15 protein-coding genes are annotated in these 16436 nt (G+C 63.9%); 13 read left to right on the forward strand and 2 right to left on the reverse strand.

The window, feature by feature from the left end:
- Positions 1-58 precede the first annotated feature (58 nt).
- The 13 genes from fliF to fliR all read left to right on the forward strand — a co-directional run bounded on the left by fliF (position 59) and on the right by fliR (position 13030).
- Positions 59-1849: a flagellar basal-body MS-ring/collar protein FliF gene (gene fliF, locus ACOSV0_RS19425; RefSeq protein WP_434107724.1), complete on the forward strand. Its 1791-nt coding sequence runs from the start codon at positions 59-61 to the stop codon at positions 1847-1849.
- Complete coding sequence (fliG, locus tag ACOSV0_RS19430) at positions 1839-2834, forward strand: flagellar motor switch protein FliG (RefSeq protein ID WP_434107725.1); 996 nt, start codon at positions 1839-1841, stop codon at positions 2832-2834. Before fliF ends, fliG begins: the two co-directional genes overlap by 11 nt.
- Complete coding sequence (gene fliH / locus ACOSV0_RS19435; RefSeq protein ID WP_434107726.1) at positions 2827-3504, forward strand: flagellar assembly protein FliH; 678 nt, start codon at positions 2827-2829, stop codon at positions 3502-3504. Before fliG ends, fliH begins: the two co-directional genes overlap by 8 nt.
- Positions 3498-5192, forward strand: coding sequence for a flagellar protein export ATPase FliI (gene fliI, locus ACOSV0_RS19440; RefSeq protein WP_434107728.1), 1695 nt, complete (start codon positions 3498-3500; stop codon positions 5190-5192). The genes fliH and fliI overlap by 7 nt, the downstream gene beginning before the upstream one ends.
- An 11-nt stretch (positions 5193-5203) precedes the next feature.
- On the forward strand, positions 5204-5653 hold the full coding sequence (fliJ, locus tag ACOSV0_RS19445) for a flagellar export protein FliJ (RefSeq protein WP_434107730.1): 450 nt from the start codon (positions 5204-5206) through the stop codon (positions 5651-5653).
- 61 nt (positions 5654-5714) lie between these two features.
- The gene (locus tag ACOSV0_RS19450) at positions 5715-7253 is read left to right on the forward strand and encodes a flagellar hook-length control protein FliK (RefSeq protein ID WP_434107731.1); all 1539 of its coding nucleotides are present in this window, start codon (positions 5715-5717) and stop codon (positions 7251-7253) included.
- A gap of 1035 nt (positions 7254-8288) precedes the next feature.
- The gene (gene fliL, locus ACOSV0_RS19455) at positions 8289-8795 is read left to right on the forward strand and encodes a flagellar basal body-associated protein FliL (RefSeq protein ID WP_434107732.1); all 507 of its coding nucleotides are present in this window, start codon (positions 8289-8291) and stop codon (positions 8793-8795) included.
- A 50-nt stretch (positions 8796-8845) separates the two neighbouring features.
- Complete coding sequence (gene fliM / locus ACOSV0_RS19460; protein WP_434107734.1) at positions 8846-9844, forward strand: flagellar motor switch protein FliM; 999 nt, start codon at positions 8846-8848, stop codon at positions 9842-9844.
- Entirely contained in the window at positions 9837-10301 is a 465-nt protein-coding gene (fliN, locus tag ACOSV0_RS19465; RefSeq protein ID WP_434107735.1) for a flagellar motor switch protein FliN, read from the forward strand. The genes fliM and fliN overlap by 8 nt, the downstream gene beginning before the upstream one ends.
- Positions 10298-10960 carry a flagellar biosynthetic protein FliO gene (gene fliO, locus ACOSV0_RS19470; RefSeq protein WP_434107736.1) on the forward strand — a complete coding sequence of 221 codons (663 nt, stop codon included), beginning with the start codon at positions 10298-10300 and terminating at the stop codon, positions 10958-10960. Before fliN ends, fliO begins: the two co-directional genes overlap by 4 nt.
- Positions 10960-11802 (forward strand): flagellar type III secretion system pore protein FliP, encoded by an 843-nt coding sequence (gene fliP, locus ACOSV0_RS19475; protein WP_434107737.1) that lies wholly within the window; start codon positions 10960-10962, stop codon positions 11800-11802. The genes fliO and fliP overlap by 1 nt, the downstream gene beginning before the upstream one ends.
- Before the next feature lie 129 nt (positions 11803-11931).
- On the forward strand, positions 11932-12201 hold the full coding sequence (gene fliQ, locus ACOSV0_RS19480) for a flagellar biosynthesis protein FliQ (RefSeq protein ID WP_093640874.1): 270 nt from the start codon (positions 11932-11934) through the stop codon (positions 12199-12201).
- A 46-nt stretch (positions 12202-12247) separates the two neighbouring features.
- The gene (gene fliR, locus ACOSV0_RS19485; protein ID WP_434107738.1) at positions 12248-13030 is read left to right on the forward strand and encodes a flagellar biosynthetic protein FliR; all 783 of its coding nucleotides are present in this window, start codon (positions 12248-12250) and stop codon (positions 13028-13030) included.
- 166 nt (positions 13031-13196) lie between these two features.
- On the opposite strand, the gene flgL is transcribed toward fliR, so the two are convergent.
- A complete protein-coding gene (flgL, locus tag ACOSV0_RS19490; RefSeq protein WP_434107739.1) occupies positions 13197-14420 on the reverse strand; it encodes a flagellar hook-associated protein FlgL in 1224 nt (407 codons plus the stop codon).
- Positions 14421-14430: 10 nt separating this feature from the next.
- Entirely contained in the window at positions 14431-16407 is a 1977-nt protein-coding gene (gene flgK, locus ACOSV0_RS19495) for a flagellar hook-associated protein FlgK (protein ID WP_434107741.1), read from the reverse strand.
- Between the last annotated feature and the right edge of the window lie 29 nt (positions 16408-16436).

Raw genomic sequence — 16436 nt, forward strand, 5'->3', positions numbered from 1 at the left:
CGACCCTCGGCGAGTTTGAGCGGCAGAACGCAAAAGGCATCCCGGAGATACCCGACGCATGGATTCGTCAGCCAACTCTTTGATTAACCCCGACGCCCGCATGGGCCTCGCCGGCGCGCAGCCGGGCGCAGGCGCTGCCGGCACCGGCCAGGCCGGCGGTGCCGCGGACCTCGGCGGCCTGGGGAGCAACCTGGGCGGCAACTTCGGCCAGCGTCTGTCAGGCCTCGCGCAAATGCGCGGCAACCCGCGCGCCCCGCTGATTTTCGCGGTCGCGCTGCTGGTCGCCATCGTCGCGGGTCTGTTCCTGTGGTCGCGCGCGCCGGACTACAAGGTGCTCTACAGCAACCTGTCGGACCGCGACGGCGGCGCCATCATCACCGCGCTGCAGGCGGCCAACATCCCCTATAAGTTCACCGACGCCGGTGGCGCGATCCTCGTGCCGGCCGAGCAGGTGCATGAAATGCGTCTGCGTCTGGCTGCGCAAGGTTTGCCCAAGAGCGGCTCGGTCGGCTTCGAACTGATGGACAACCAGAAGTTCGGTATCAGCCAGTTCGCCGAACAGATCAACTACCAGCGCGCACTGGAAGGTGAGCTGGAGCGCACGATCGAGTCGATTTCGTCGGTGAAGTCGGCGCGCGTGCATCTGGCGATTCCGAAGCCTTCCGTGTTCGTGCGCGACAAGGAAGCGCCTTCTGCCTCCGTACTGGTGAACCTTTACCCGGGCCGCGCGCTCGACGAAGGCCAGGTGCTGGCGATCACCCATATGGTGTCCTCGGCGGTGCCGGATATGCCGGTGAAGGGCGTGACCATCCTCGACCAGGACGGCAACCTGCTCACGCAGCCGTCCACCGGCAGCGGTCTTGACGCGTCGCAGCTCAAGTATCGCCAGCAGATCGAGCGCAATACCCAGCAACGCATCGACGCGATCCTCTCGCCGCTGTTCGGCTCCGGCAACGCGCACTCGCAGGTCAGCGCCGACATCGACTTTTCGCGCAGCGAGCAGACTTCGGAAAACTACGGCCCGAACGGCAACCCGCAACAGTCGGCGATCCGCAGCCAGCAAACGAGCACCGCCACCGAAATGTCTCAAGCCGGGGCCTCGGGCGTGCCGGGCGCGCTGTCGAACCAGCCGCCGCAACCGGCCTCCGCACCGATCACGGCCAGCAACGGAGCGAGCGGCGTGACCACCACGCCGGTCAGCGACCGCAAGGATTCGACCACCAACTACGAACTGAACAAGACCGTGCAGCATCTGGAGCAACCGATGGGCGGCATCAAGCGTCTGTCGGTGGCGGTGGTGGTCAACTATATGCGGGTGGTCGACGCCAAGGGCCACGCGACGATGCAGCCGGTCACCGCCGACAAGCTCGCGCAGGTCAACCAGCTGGTGAAGGACGCGATGGGCTTCGACGCCACGCGCGGCGACTCGGTCAACGTGGTGAACAGCCCGTTCACCGTCGACGTCGATCCGGACGCCGACCTGCCATGGTGGCGCACGCCGGACATGATCGCGCTCGCCAAGCAGATCGCGACTTACCTCGGCATCGGCCTTGTCGCCCTGTTCCTCTACTTCGTGATGGTGAAGCCGGCGCTGCGCCGCGCTTTCCCGCCGCCGGAGCCGGCCGCCGCAGCGCTGCCGTCGCCGGACGAGCCGGTCCTGCTGGACGGCATTCCGGCCGCCGAGCGTGCGAACGCCGTCACGGAAATGGAAACGGACACCGAGCTGCTGGCGTTCGAAAACGAGAAACACAAATACGAGCGGAATCTGGAATTCGCGCGCAACATCGCGCGCCAGGATCCCAAGATCGTTGCAACCGTCGTGAAAAATTGGGTGTCCGATGAGCGCTGAAGGCGTAATGAAGAGCGCGCTCCTGCTGATGTCGATCGGCGAGGAAGAAGCCGCGCAGGTGTTCAAATTTCTCGGGCCGCGCGAAGTCCAGAAGATCGGCGTCGCCATGGCCGCGCTGAAGAACGTGACGCGCGAGCAGGTCGACGAGGTCTTGCAGGAATTCGTGCGCGAAGCCGAGCAGCACACCGCTCTTTCGCTCGACTCGAGCGAGTACATCCGTTCGGTGCTGACCAAGGCGCTCGGCGGCGACAAAGCCGGCGCGATCATCGACCGGATTCTGCAGGGCAGCGATACCAGCGGTATCGAAGGCCTCAAGTGGATGGATTCCGCGGCGGTGGCCGAGCTCATCAAGAACGAGCATCCGCAGATTATCGCGACCATCCTCGTTCACCTGGACCGCGATCAGGCGTCGGAAATCGTCGCCTGCTTCACTGAGCGTCTGCGTAACGACGTGCTGCTGCGAATCGCGACGCTCGACGGTATCCAGCCGGCCGCGCTGCGCGAACTCGACGACGTGCTGACCAGCCTCCTGTCCGGCAGCGACAACCTCAAGCGCAGCCCGATGGGCGGCATCCGCACGGCGGCCGAAATTCTCAACTTCATGTCGAGCAACCATGAAGAAGGCGTCATCGAGAACGTTCGCCAATACGACGCGGAACTTGCGCAGAAGATCATTGATCAGATGTTTGTGTTCGAGAACCTGCTCGATCTGGAAGACCGCGCGATCCAGCTGTTGCTGAAGGAAGTCGAGTCCGAGGCGTTGATCATCTCGCTGAAGGGCGCGCCGCCCGCGCTGCGCCAGAAGTTCCTGTCGAACATGTCGCAGCGTGCTGCCGAACTGCTCGCCGAAGACCTCGATGCGCGCGGTCCGGTCCGTGTCTCCGAAGTCGAGACGCAGCAGCGCCGCATCCTGCAAATCGTGCGCAATCTGGCGGAAAGCGGCCAGATCGCGCTAGGCGGCAAGGCGGAAGACGCGTATGTCTGATCAGAACTCCGCGGCGAAGGAGAGCCTCTCGGCCTACCAGCGCTGGGAGATGGCCTCCTTCGATCCGGTGCCGCCCGCGCCGCCCGAAGCCGAAGTCGACGACGGTGCATTCGAAGCCGAACTCGAACGTCTGCGCGACGCCGCGCATGCGCAGGGCGTCGCGACGGGTCATGTGGCCGGGCAGGCGCTCGGTTACCAGGCCGGTTACGAGCAAGGTCACGCACAGGGTTTCGAGCAGGGCCAGAGCGAAGCGCGTGAAGAAGCGGCACGTCTTGCCGCGCTGGCCGAGACCTTCAAGGCGGCACTCGACGGCGCGCAAGGCGCGATCTCCGAGACACTGGTCGCGCTGGCGCTGGACATCGCCCAACAGGTGGTGCGCCAGCATGTGCAACACGATCCGACCGCGCTGATTGCCGCCGCGCGCGAGGTGCTGGCCAGCGAACCGGCGCTGCTCGGCGCGCCCGCGCTGATCGTCAGTCCCGCCGACCTGCCGGTCGTCGAAGCCTATCTGATGGAAGAACTGCAAACGCGCGGCTGGACCGTGCGTACCGATCCGTCGGTCGAACGCGGCGGTTGCCGCGCGCAAGCGGCCACCGGCGAGGTAGACGCCGGCATCGACACGCGCTGGGAGCGTGTCGCCGCCGCACTCGGCAAGGTGAGCACATGGTGAAGCCGACGCTCGAAGAGATCCGCGCCAGCGATCTGACGCCGCTCGAACGCGAGCTGGCGCTGGCGTCGTTCGGCGCCGAGGCGCTGGCGGATGTACCGGCTGCGGTTATGCCCGCTGCGGCCGCAGTCGCGGCTATCGACGCTGCATTGCGGGATTCGGGCGCCGGGCATCCGGGGGCCGGCCATCCAGCTCACGGCCACCCGCCGGTGGGCGCGGCCGCGAGCCGCGAATCCGCCGCCGGGAGCCGTGAACCTGCCGCTTCTTCGAGCCTCGCATCGCCCCCCGCCGCCCCCGCCCCGTACGATCCCGCACTCGACAGCAACCCGCATATGCAAGCCTGGCGTAGCCGGCTCGACGCGCTGCGCGCGCGCAACGCGATCGCCAAGCCGATGCGTGCCTGCGGACGTCTGACGCGCGCCGCCGGTCTGGTGCTCGAAGCAGTCGGCCTGCGCCTGTCGGTGGGCGCCGAAGTGATGATCGAACTGCCGTTCGGCAGTTCTCTGGCGATGGCCGAAGCCGAAGTGGTCGGCTTCTCCGGCGACAAACTGTTTCTGATGCCGACCACCGAGGTGATCGGCCTGCTGCCTGGCGCACGTGTGTACCCGCTCGAAAGCGCGCCCATCGCGGATCCGATGGCGGGTGCGAAGCGCCTGCCGGTCGGCTGGGAACTGCTCGGACGTGTGCTCGACGCCTCCGGCCGCCCGCTCGACGGCCTCGGCCCGCTCGGCACGCATGCCGATGCGCCACTGTCCTCGCCGGTCATCAACCCGCTGCATCGCGAGCCGATTCACAAGGTGCTCGACGTCGGCGTGCGCGCGATCAATGCGCTCCTGACCGTGGGACGCGGCCAGCGCATGGGCCTGTTCGCCGGTTCGGGCGTCGGTAAATCGGTGCTGCTCGGCACGATGGCGCGCTACACCAGCGCCGAGGTAATCGTGATCGGTCTGATCGGCGAACGCGGCCGCGAAGTGAAGGAATTCATCGAACAGATCCTCGGCGAGGAGGGCCTCGCGCGCTCCGTGGTGATCGCCGCGCCGGCCGACGTCTCGCCGCTCTTGCGGATGCAGGCGGCGTCGTACTCGACCTCGCTCGCCGAATATTTCCGCGACCAGGGCAAGCACGTGCTGTTGCTGATGGATTCGCTGACCCGTTACGCGATGGCGCAGCGCGAGATCGCGCTGGCCGTGGGCGAGCCGCCCGCCACCAAAGGCTATCCGCCTTCGGTGTTCGCCAAATTGCCGGCGCTCGTCGAGCGGACCGGCAACGGCCCGGCGGGCGGCGGTTCGATCACCGCGTTCTATACCGTGCTGACCGAAGGCGACGACCAGCAAGACCCGATCGCCGACTCCGCACGCGCGATTCTCGACGGCCACATCGTACTGTCGCGCTCGCTCGCCGAGGCCGGCCACTATCCCGCAATCGACATCGAAGCGTCAATTAGCCGGGCAATGACCGCGCTGATCGACGATAACCATCTCGAGAAAACGCGTATGTTCAAGCAGATGCTGTCGCGCTATCAGCGCAACCGCGATCTGATCAACGTCGGCGCCTATTCGAGTGGGCGCGACGCGCTGCTCGACCGGGCAATTGCGCTGTATCCGCGAATGGAAGCGTTTTTGCAGCAAGGTTTTCGCGAATGCGCGAACTTTGAACCGAGTCTCGACATGCTGGACGCTCTGTTTGCCTAAGGAGGCTGACGATGGCGAAACACTTTCCGATCAAGACCCTCATCGGCCTCGCCCAGGATGATGTGGATGCCGCAGCGCAACGTCTGGGCCGCGCACAGCGCGAGCGCAACGACGTCGAGGCTCAGTTGAACGCGCTCGTGCAGTACCGCGACGAATATCACGCACGTTTCACGGCGACCGCCCAGACTGGTATGCCCGCCGGCAATATGCGCAATTTCCAGGCATTCATCGACACGCTCGATGCCGCCATCGAACAGCAGCGCAACCTGCTGGTGACGGCAAACGCGCGTGTCGATGCCGCCAAGCCCGACTGGCAGCGTCAGAAGCAGAAGCTCGGCTCGTATGAAGTGCTGCAGGCGCGCGGCGAAGCTGCCGAAGCGAAAGTCGCGGCGCGGCGCGACCAGCGCGACTCCGACGAACACGCCGCCCGTATTCTGAGGATGCGCGCCGAGGGCGTCTGACGCCCCCAGGCGTTGTCTTGACTGACTGAACACCCCGTTTGACGGATTGACAGGATTCCCTATGTCGCTTCTTTCACAGATCGGTTCACTGCTCGGCTCGGCCAGCAGCACGGCCACCAGCGCGGCCATGGCCGCCGCGGCGAACGCCACGCCTTTCTCGCAAACCTTGCAGCAGAGCATCGACCAGCAAAACAACGCGGCCGCGCAAAACGCGAGCACGCCGCCGGCTTCGTCCTCCTCTTCGTCTGCTTCGTCTGCTTCGTCTGCTTCGTCTGCTTCGTCGTCGAGCGTGCATGACGCACCGCCGCCGCCCGATCCGTCGACGACGAGCCAGGATGCCACGAGCAGCAATACGGACGACAGCAGCTCGACGAGTGCGTCCTCTTCCAGCTCGTCGTCGGCGTCATCGACGTCGGCTTCGTCGGCCGCTTCCTCGTCGAACACGCAGCAGGCTGCGACCGACAAGACCAGCGCGACGCCGCCGAAGTCCGGCAACACGGCCACGCAGACTGACGCGGGCACGGCAGCGGCAGCCGCCGCTGCGCAGGCGCAGGCTCAGGCCAACGCGAACAACGCCGCCGACCCGGCGACCGCCGATCCCGCCACGGCGCTGACTGACGCCGCGACCGCACAGCCCGGCACGGACACCGACACCACGACGGACGGCGCCACGGGCAAGAAGGCGAGCGCGGCCGATTCGAAGTCAGCGCAGGACGCTTTGCAGGCGGCGCTTGCCGCGCTGGCGAGCGGCCAGGGCGTGGTTCCGGCGCAGGTCATGGCAAGCGGTGCGGCGGCGAATGCGGCAACGGCGGCGAACGGTTTGGGTGCTGGCACGAGCAACGGACTCGACGGATCGGCGGATGGCAAGACGCTTGCGGCCGGTTTGTTCGGCAACGGCAAGGGATCGAATGCCGGCAAGACTGCGCTGACGGCCGCGGCCACGACCGTGGCGGATCCATCGGCGACGGCGAAGGTTGCGGCTGACGCACTGACCGCGACGGCTGCCGGCGGTGCGCAGGCTGACAATCTGGCGTCCTTCAAGAGCGCCACCGATGCCGCGACGGCTGCGCTGGCAGCCAGCCAGGCCGCGGCGGGCGCCGCGAGTGCGACGGCGGCTGTGCAAACGACGGGGAATGCCGGTGCTGCTGAGGCGGCGAACGCCTTGTCGCCTCACGTGGGCACGACCGACTGGGAAGATGCGTTGAGTCAGAAGGTGGTGTTTTTGTCGAATGCGCATTCGCAGAGCGCCGAGCTGACTTTGAATCCGAAGGATCTGGGACCGCTACAGGTTGTGTTGCAGGTTGCCGATAACCATGCACATGCGTTGTTTGTTTCGCAGCATCAGCAGGTGCGGGAGGCTGTCGAGGCCGCGTTGCCGAAGCTTCGCGAGGCGATGGAGTCCAATGGGATCGGGCTTGGGAGCGCTAGTGTCAGCGATGGGTTTGCCCGGCAGAGCGGGCAGCAGCAGAGCGCGGATTCAGGGAGGCGGAGCAGCGGGGCTGCTGGGGGTTTTGGCAGCGGCGCTGCGGGGGATGCTGATTCTGTCGTGGCTAATGTTGCCGTGCGGCGGAGTGTGGGGTTGGTTGATACGTTTGCTTAATGGTTTTTTTTTGCCGTTGCGGCGCTTTCTTGGTTGCTTGCCTGCGGCGGGGTTTTCTTGTTTGGTTGCCTACGGCGTTGGGCTTTGCTTGATCTGTTTGCCTGCGCGGCGCGGCTTTCTGTGTGCTTTTGGCGGTGGCCTTTTCTTGTCTGGTTGCCTACGGCGTTGGCCTTTCCTTGAATTGATATTGGTTTATTAGCGTCGCCCCTGTGCGGGGCAGGCACCTACTTTTCTTTGCCTGCTGCAAAGAAAAGTAGGCAAAAGAAAACAGCTCACACCGCTAATTCTTAAGCGGGTCCCCCGCACAGCCACGGTAGTGGTCCATCTGGAATCCGTGCTCTCGCACATTCAACGTGAGTGACAAAGGTGTCATCCGCTCCCACTCCGCACTACGTGCGTCGCGGATGGGTCTGCCAGGGAAACCCGGGGCTTCAAGCGCAGCGAATGGGTTTATGAATTGCGCTTCGGCGCGCGCAGCGCCGCCGGAAGAATGACAGCCTTGTCACCAGGGCGGAATGTGCGAGAACACAGATTCCAGATGCACCACTACCCCCTCCAAGCCAGGGGACCCGCTTAAGAGTTAGCGGTGTGAGCTGCTTTCTTTTGCCTACTTTTCTTTGCAGCAGGCAAAGAAAAGTAGGTGCCTGCCCCGCACAGGGGCGACGCTAATAAACCAATAAGAATTCAAGGAAAGGCCAAAAACCAAAGAATCCAGATCAAGGAAAGACCAACACCGCAGGCGACCAGACAATAAGCGCCGCACAGGCAAACATATCAAGGAAAGGCCAACGCCAAAAGCGCACAGAAAAACGCGCCGAGCAGGCAAGCAACCAACAGGCCCCGCCGCAAAAACCCTAAACAGTAAACCCCGCCAAAGGCAAAAAAACCCCAAAACCCACACCATCAACCAATCCCCCGCCTGAAAGGCAAAAACCAGAGATAGCCCTCAATAACCCTTCTTTTCGACCCATCGCGCCGCAGGCAAATAAACAACAATCACCATCACCAGCACTAAAGGCAAGTAAAGCAAACCTCATGGCAGCCACGACCGCAAACCAGCAAGCCGCGCCCGCTTCCCCGGGCCCCTTGAAGCGCATCATCCTGATCGCCCTCATCGCGATCATCGCCGCCGCAGCCGCCGGCGGGGGGGTGTGGTTCTTCATGTCCAAGCGTGGCCCCGCTCCCGCGTCGACGGGCGCCGTCAGCGCTCCGCCGCCGTTAGCCGTGCCGCTCTTCTTCCCGCTCGAATCGATGACCGTCAACCTGCAATCGGACGACGGTCAGCAACACTTCCTGCGTATCGGCCTGACGCTCAAGCTCAACGACCCGAAAACCCAGCAGGAACTCTCCGACCATATGCCGGAAGTGCGTAGCCGCATCCTCCTCGCACTGTCGAACAAACACCCGGAAGAACTCGCCCCGCTCGAAGGCAAACGCGCGCTGGCCACCGAACTTCAGACGCTGATCGAACAGCCGACCGATAAGGGCGCCCCGCCGATCCACGTCCAGGACGTCCTGTTCACCGAATTCGTCGTGCAGTGAAGTCATTTCACGCTGCCATCATTAACCGCCGGACGCACGAGGAATAAGGAATGGGCCACGAAGAGTTCATGTCCCAGGAGGAGGTCGATGCCCTCCTCAAGGGCGTCACCGGCGAGTCCGATTCCGTCGCCGAGCAGACCGATCGTGCAGGCGTACGCCCGTACAACATCGCGACGCAGGAACGCATCGTCCGCGGCCGGATGCCCGGCCTCGAAATCATCAATGACCGCTTCGCGCGTCTGTTGCGCGTCGGTATCTTCAACTTCATGCGGCGTTCGGCGGAAATCTCCGTCGGCCCAGTGAAGGTGGTGAAGTACAGCGAGTTCACCCGCAACCTGCCGATCCCGACCAACCTGAACCTGGTCCATGTGAAGCCGTTGCGCGGCACGTCGCTGTTCGTGTTCGACCCGAACCTGGTGTTCTTCGTGGTCGATAACCTGTTCGGCGGCGACGGGCGTTTCCATACCCGCGTCGAAGGCCGCGATTTCACGGCAACCGAGCAGCGCATCATCATGAAACTGCTCAACCTCACGTTCGAACACTACGCGGCGTCGTGGAAAAGCGTGCGCCCGCTGCAGTTCGAATTCGTGCGCTCGGAAATGCACACGCAGTTCGCCAACGTGGCGACGCCGAACGAAATCGTCATCGTCACGCAGTTCTCGATCGAGTTCGGTACGACAGGCGGCACGCTGCACATCTGCATGCCGTATTCGATGATCGAACCGATCCGCGACATTCTCTCGTCGCCGATCCAGGGCGAGGCACTCGAGGTCGATCGCCGCTGGGTCCGCGTGCTGTCGCAACAGGTGCAGGCAGCCGAAGTGGAACTGACCGCCGACCTGGCTCAGGTGCCGGTCACGTTCGAACAGATCCTGAACATGCGCAAGGGCGATGTTCTGCCGATCAGCATCCCCGAACACATCACGGCGAAAGTCGATGGCGTGCCGGTGATGGAATGCGGCTACGGAATTTTCAATGGTCAGTACGCGTTGCGGGTCCAGAAAATGATCAGCGCAGCCGACACGATGAAGGAAGGTGGATATGAGTGACCTGAACGCAAAGACTGAGGCCGAACTGGCCGCTGGCGAGCCGCAGCTGGCCGCCGACGCAGCCAGCGCCGAAGACGACGCGGCGATGGCCGACTGGGCCAGCGCGCTGGCCGAGCAGAACGACAACACGGAAGTCAGCGCGACCACGGCCGGCGTGTTCCAGCCGCTCTCGAAGGTCGAGCCGACCTCGACGCGCAACGACATCGACATGATCCTGGACATTCCCGTCCAGATGACCGTCGAACTCGGCCGCACCAAGATCGCGATCCGCAACCTGCTGCAACTCGCGCAGGGCTCGGTCGTGGAACTGGACGGCCTGGCGGGTGAACCGATGGACGTGCTGGTCAACGGCTGCCTGATCGCCCAGGGCGAAGTGGTCGTCGTGAACGACAAGTTCGGTATCCGTCTGACCGACATCATCACGCCGTCCGAGCGCATCCGGAAGCTGAATCGATGAAACGTGTTGCCGGTCGCGCCGCGTTGCATCTGTCGCACGCGTCACCTGCGTCGCATGCGCCGCGCAGTGTTTTCCATCACGCGGGACTCGCGGCGACCACCGCAACAACAGCGGTTACGTCCGCGCTGATGTTCGTATTGACGTCGGCGGCGGCATTCGCGCCATCGGCCGCGCACGCAGCCGACATGAACGCGGTCAACAACGCCGCGAAAATCGCATCGGGTGTAGGGGCAGGCACGGCCGTTCCGGCGCTCGGCGTCGGCGCGGTGTTGCAAACCATCGTCGGCCTGCTGGTGGTGATCGGTCTGGTGTTCGCCTGTGCATGGCTCGCGCGCCGCTTCGGCCTGCAGCCCGCCAATCGCGGCGGCCTGGTGAAGACGATCGGCGGCGCTTCGCTCGGCGGCAAGGAGCGAGTCGCCGTGGTCGAGATCGGCGATACGTGGCTCGTGCTCGGTACGGCGCCCGGCAATGTGCGTTTGCTGCATACGATGCCCGCCGGTTCGGCCGCGCTCGATCCGGCCACACCAGGCGTAGCGGATACATCGGGTGCATCAGGTAAAGGCGCGGCGTTGCCCGGCACCTTCGGTCAACGTTTTCGCGACGCTTTAAAAGGCGAAGTGGGCAAACGTTTCAATGGGCAAGGCAGCGGGGATCGGTAATGCAGTTCAGTCTTCAATCAGCGCGATCAGTGCAGTCAGTAGGTCACGCGCACTCCACTCGCATGTCTTGCGCCGCCTCGAAAGTCATTGCCGTTCTGCGCCGTGTCGCGCCGGTCGCGTTGCCGGCGCTGATGCTCGCGCTGCCGTCGCTGTCGTTCGCGCAAGCCGCCGGCTTGCCGGCCTTCAATACGAGCCCGGGCCCGAACGGCGGCACGACGTATTCGTTGAGCGTGCAGACGATGCTGCTGCTCACGATGCTGTCGTTCCTGCCGGCAATGGTGCTGATGATGACGAGCTTCACGCGCATCATCATCGTGTTGTCGCTGCTGCGTCAGGCACTCGGCACGACCACTACGCCGCCTAACCAGGTGCTGGTCGGTCTCGCACTGTTCCTCACGCTGTTCGTCATGTCGCCGGTGCTCGACAAAGCCTATACCGACGGCTACAAACCGTTCTCCGACGGCACCATCCCGATGGAAACGGCGGTGAACCGCGGCCTCGCTCCGTTCAAGACGTTCATGCTGCGCCAGACCCGCGAAAGCGATCTCGCGCTGTTCGCCCGCATCTCGCACGCCGCGCCGATGCAAGGTCCGGAAGATGTGCCGCTGTCGCTACTGGTGCCGTCGTTCGTGACGAGCGAACTGAAAACGGGCTTCCAGATCGGCTTCACGATTTTCATCCCGTTCCTGATCATCGACATGGTGGTCGCGAGCGTGCTGATGTCGATGGGGATGATGATGGTGTCGCCCGCCACGATCTCGCTGCCGTTCAAGCTGATGCTGTTCGTGCTGGTCGACGGTTGGCAATTGCTGCTCGGCTCGCTCGCGCAGAGCTTTGTTTAATCGGGTCACTTAGTTGCGTCACTTAGTTGCGTCGCTTAGCTACGTCACTTAGTTGCCTCACTTAGTTGCCTCACTTAGCTGCCTCACTTAGCTACATCACTCAACCCCTCACGCTTCCGGTACCACGCCATGAATCAGGAATCCGTCATGACGCTCGCGCACCAGGCCATGTATGTCGGCCTGTTGCTTGCCGCGCCGTTGCTGCTGGTCGCGCTGGTCGTCGGTCTGGTGGTGAGCCTGTTCCAGGCCGCTACGCAGATCAACGAAACCACGCTGTCGTTCATCCCGAAGCTGCTCGCGATCGCCGTCACGATGGTCATCGCCGGTCCGTGGATGTTGACGACCATGCTGGACTATCTGCGCCAGACGCTCACCAACATCCCCTCGCTCGTCAACTGAGCGCGGCCCCGGCCCCCGCCCGGCGCTTGCCCCCTCTCCCACCGTCATGTTTTCCGTCACCTACGCCCAACTGAACGCCTGGCTCACGGCGTTCCTGTGGCCGTTCGTGCGAATTCTCGCGCTGGTGGCGACCGCGCCGGTGCTCGGCAACCGTTCGCTGCCGACGCGGGTGAAGATCGGCCTCGCGGCCTTCGTCACGATCATCGTCGCGCCCACGCTCGGCGCCCTGCCGCAGGTCACGGTGTTTTCCGCAGAAGGCGTGTGGATCATCGTCAACCAGTTCCTCATCGGCATCGCGCTCGGCATGACGATGCAGATCGTGTTTCAGGCGATCAGCGCCACGGGCGATTTCGTCGGTCTGGGCATGGGCCTCGGCTTCGCGACATTTTTCGACGCGCAGGCAAGCAGTTCGAGCCAGGTGCTGTCGAGCTACATGAACACGATCGCGATGCTGGTGTTTCTGGTGATCGACGGCCATCTTCAGATGATCAGCGCGCTGCTGGCCACCTTCCAGTCGGTGCCGGTGTCGGCGAACATTCTCGGCGCACCCGGCTGGCGCACCCTGGCGAATTTCGGCAGCACGGTGTTTTCGGCGGGCCTGCTGCTGTCGCTGCCGGTGGTCGTCGCGCTCCTGATCACCAACCTGGCGCTCGGCATCCTGAACCGCGCCGCGCCGCAGATCGGCGTGTTCCAGATCGGCTTTCCGCTGACGATGCTAATCGGCATGCTGCTCCTGCAACTGATGATCCCGAACATGATTCCGTTCTTCATGCGTCTGTTCGACGTCGGCATCGATCAGATGGGGCGTGTGGCGGGCGGGTTTAAGTAGCGCCTCTCCAGGCTTGCGGGATTGGCTGCGGAATTGGTCGCGATGGTCACGCGAGCCGCATGCGCCGCTCATGCACTTTGAGCCACGCATCGGCCACCCGGAACAAAGAAGGGCGGAACCGGCTCACACCGGCTTCCGCCCTTCTCTTTTCGAACTTCCCGCTTGCCTAGTTCAGGTACTGGAACAGCGAGACGCTCTGGATCTTCACAAACGCCTGCTGCGCCGCTTGCAGCGCGTTCTGCGTCATCGTGTACTGGCCGATCGTCTTGGCCATGTCGGTTTGAGTCAGATCCGCCAGATTGCTCGCCGTCTGCAAGGTGTTGGTCTGCGTGACGGTCTGCAACGCCTGGACTTCCTGCTCGCGGCCACCCACTGCGGCCTGCGCGGTCACGACGTTGTTCATCGTGTTTTCGAGCTGGGTCATGCTGGTGGTCAGCGCGCTCTGGAAACTGGCCGTCGACGCGCCGCCCGAAACCGGCGTTTGCAACGTGGTGATCAACTGGCTCAGATTGGCGAACACATCCGTGCTGCCTTGCGTGGCCGGCGTCACCGTGAAGCTGTCGCCCGCGTTCGGCGCGCCGGTGATGTTCACCGTCTGGCCACCGAGCGTAATCGCCGTGCCGGCAGTGAAGGTTTGCGGTGCGCTCGTGGTCACCGCCCCGGTGGCCGGGTCGGTCTGGCTCACCGTGTAGGTGGTCCCCGACGAGAAAGCGATCTTGTACGTGTCCGCATTGGCCGGATTGGTCGGGTTCGTCAGGCTCACGGTGCTGATCACGCCCGTGCCCGTGTTGCCGGTCGTCGCAGCCGGCACCGAGCTGGTACCGATTGCCGCAACGCTGCCGAAAATCGCGAGACCGTTGTCGCCGGTCTGGATGGTGTGCGATGCGGTGATCTGCATGGCGGGCGTGCCGGTGTCGCCCGAATAGGTCACGACGCCGGCCGAGTTGGTCGTGTACGGCTGCGCGGTGCTTTGATAACCGCCGAACAAGGCGTTGCCCTGCGGGTCGGTCGCGTTGGCGAGCGTCATCAACTGGCTGCGCAAGCTCTGCAATTGCGTCGCGATCGAACCGCGGTCGCCGTCGTTCAGCGAACCGTCGCCGGCGCTCAGCACCAGCGTGTGAATGCTCTGCAGCACCGTATTGACGCTGCCGAGCGTCGAATCTTCCTGTTGCAGCGAAGCCAGCGCGGAAGTCTGGTTGGTCGTGTACTGCGACAGGCTCGTCGCCGTCGAGCTCAACAGCACCGCCTGCGCCGCGCCGAGCGGATTGTCCGACGGCGTGGAGAGGCTTACGCCGCTCGAGATCTCCTGATACAACTGCGACAACTGAGCTTGCTGATCGCTCATCGTCGCCACGTTCATGTTGAAGTACTGCATGCTTGAGATGCGCATGTTCAACGCCTCACTGGAAGATGCCGAGTATCGTCTGGAACAGGGTCTGCGCGGTCTGGATGACCTTGCTGTTCGCCTGATAGAGCTGCTGATACTGAAGCAGGTTGGCTGCTTCTTCGTTAATGTTCACGCCTGAGACCGACTGCTGCGCGGTGGTGATCTGCGTCACCAGCGAGGTCTGCGCCGTGCTCGAAGTCTGAATCTGGTTGGTCTGGTTACCGATCTGGTTGACGTAGTTCGCATACGCGCCCGTCAGTGTGACCGTGCCGCCACCCAAAGCCTTCGCCGTGGACAGGTTCGACAGTGCCAGCGCGTTGCGGCCGTCATTGCTCGCGCCGGTGTTCGGGCCGATGGTGAACGTGTCGCCGGCGGCCGGTGCGCCGCTGATCGTCACCGAGACGTTGTTCATCTGCCCGGCGGTCGTGTTGTTGATCGTCAGCGCGGCACCCGTGCTCGACGAATACGGCACCACCGTGCTCGTGTTGGTGATCGGATACGTGGTCGGGGGCGTGCCCGCCACTGTCACCGTCGATCCCGCGGGGAAGCCGGACAGGCCGGTGCCGTCGTAGGTCAGCGTGGTGGTCGCATTCGGCATCGTGTAGCCGGCTGTCACCGTGCCTTGCGTGATCGTGCCGGTGCCGGTATTGCTCGACGTCGCGGCGCCGAGCACCGGCGCCGCGGCGGCGAGCGCCGACGGGTCCGTGGTCGCGGTGTTGAAGCTGTTCAGCGCGCCGCGGGTCGGTTCTACCGTGAACGAATCGCCGGCGTTCATCGTGCCGGTGGTCGAGAAATTCAGGCCGTTGATCGGCTGGCTCAGACTGGTCGCCGAGCCCACCACGCTGCCGGTCGAATTGTCGGTCAGCGTATAGGTGGTGCCGTTATAGGCCAGCGTGTAATCGCCGCTGGTCGGCTGCGCGGGATTCGCGAACGAGACGTTCAGCGACGCATTGCCGGTGTTCTGCGTATTCGCGTAAACGGTCGGGCTGCCTACCGAGAACAGCGCGCCGCCCTGGGCGCCGGCGAGCGTGACGCCGAGGGCGTTCTGCGCATTGACCTGCGAAGCGAAGCTCACCGCAATCGCGCCGAGTTGCGCTTCACCCGGATCGAGCGTCTGGCTGCGGAACGCGAGAAGGCCGCCGAGCGTACCGCCCGTGACTTTGCTGTCGGGCAGATTTTGCGGCGCGGCAGCGGGGTTCGCGCCGGCCTGGCCAAGATATTGCACCGACAGTTCGCTCGTGTCGCCCGTCGAAGCGGCCGTGCCGAGGTTGTAGCTGTTGGTGGACGACACGAGCGGCTGGCCGTTGGCCATGAACACGCTATAGCTGCCGTTGGTGTTCACGACGTTCACGCCGATCAGTTGCGACAGGTTCGACACGGCGAGATCGCGCTGATCCATCAACTGGTTCGGCGGCTGACCTTGCGTGCTGGCTGCGGAGATCTGTCCATTCAACTGGGCGATCTGCTGCGTGTAGCTGTTGATCTGCGAAACGGTGCTGGTGAGCTGCGTGTTGACGCTCTGGCGCAGGGCATCGTATTGCTGACCCGCGGCATTGATCTGGTTCACGAGCGTCTGCGCGCCGCTCATCGCGGTCTGGCGGGTAGCCAGACTGGAGGCGTTGTTCGAGACATTCTGCAAACCGGTGAAATAGCTGGTGATCGCGCTCGCAATGCCGGCAGTCGGACTGCCGATCAGATTGTTCAGCTGCGAAATCAAGGTGTTGTAGGTCGACAGCGAGCTGCTCGAGCTCTGCGCGTTATTCAGCTCCGTGGTCAGATACTGGCTGTATTGGCGCGTTACGGTGACCGTCGAAACGCCCTGCGGCAAATAGCCCGAACCTGTGTACTGGCCACCGCTTTCCGCATAGACCGGCGTTTCAATCGTATAGCCCGGCGTCGACGCGTTGCTGATGTTCTGGCCGGTCGTCGTGAGTCCCCACTGGGCTGCGTTCAGCCCACTGAGTCCGAGATTGATGAGGTTGCTCGACATGCGTCATCCTGAAGGGCGACACCGACCAC

Source organism: Paraburkholderia caffeinilytica (assembly GCF_051027425.1).
Classification (GTDB): Bacteria; Pseudomonadota; Gammaproteobacteria; order Burkholderiales; family Burkholderiaceae; genus Paraburkholderia; species Paraburkholderia caffeinilytica_A.

What these genes read in the sequence shown, in the direction of transcription:
- fliG (WP_434107725.1), top strand. Translation starts at nt 1,839, where the DNA reads ATGAGCGCTGAAGGCGTAATGAAGAGCGCGCTCCTGCTGATGTCGATC.
- flgK (WP_434107741.1), bottom strand. Translation starts at nt 16,407, where the DNA reads ATGTCGAGCAACCTCATCAATCTCGGACTCAGTGGGCTGAACGCAGCC.
- ACOSV0_RS19450 (WP_434107731.1), top strand. Translation starts at nt 5,715, where the DNA reads ATGTCGCTTCTTTCACAGATCGGTTCACTGCTCGGCTCGGCCAGCAGC.
- fliL (WP_434107732.1), top strand. Translation starts at nt 8,289, where the DNA reads ATGGCAGCCACGACCGCAAACCAGCAAGCCGCGCCCGCTTCCCCGGGC.
- fliJ (WP_434107730.1), top strand. Translation starts at nt 5,204, where the DNA reads ATGGCGAAACACTTTCCGATCAAGACCCTCATCGGCCTCGCCCAGGAT.
- fliR (WP_434107738.1), top strand. Translation starts at nt 12,248, where the DNA reads ATGTTTTCCGTCACCTACGCCCAACTGAACGCCTGGCTCACGGCGTTC.
- fliH (WP_434107726.1), top strand. Translation starts at nt 2,827, where the DNA reads ATGTCTGATCAGAACTCCGCGGCGAAGGAGAGCCTCTCGGCCTACCAG.
- fliP (WP_434107737.1), top strand. Translation starts at nt 10,960, where the DNA reads ATGCAGTTCAGTCTTCAATCAGCGCGATCAGTGCAGTCAGTAGGTCAC.
- fliF (WP_434107724.1), top strand. Translation starts at nt 59, where the DNA reads ATGGATTCGTCAGCCAACTCTTTGATTAACCCCGACGCCCGCATGGGC.
- fliQ (WP_093640874.1), top strand. Translation starts at nt 11,932, where the DNA reads ATGAATCAGGAATCCGTCATGACGCTCGCGCACCAGGCCATGTATGTC.
- fliM (WP_434107734.1), top strand. Translation starts at nt 8,846, where the DNA reads ATGGGCCACGAAGAGTTCATGTCCCAGGAGGAGGTCGATGCCCTCCTC.
- fliN (WP_434107735.1), top strand. Translation starts at nt 9,837, where the DNA reads ATGAGTGACCTGAACGCAAAGACTGAGGCCGAACTGGCCGCTGGCGAG.
- fliI (WP_434107728.1), top strand. Translation starts at nt 3,498, where the DNA reads ATGGTGAAGCCGACGCTCGAAGAGATCCGCGCCAGCGATCTGACGCCG.
- flgL (WP_434107739.1), bottom strand. Translation starts at nt 14,420, where the DNA reads ATGCGCATCTCAAGCATGCAGTACTTCAACATGAACGTGGCGACGATG.
- fliO (WP_434107736.1), top strand. Translation starts at nt 10,298, where the DNA reads ATGAAACGTGTTGCCGGTCGCGCCGCGTTGCATCTGTCGCACGCGTCA.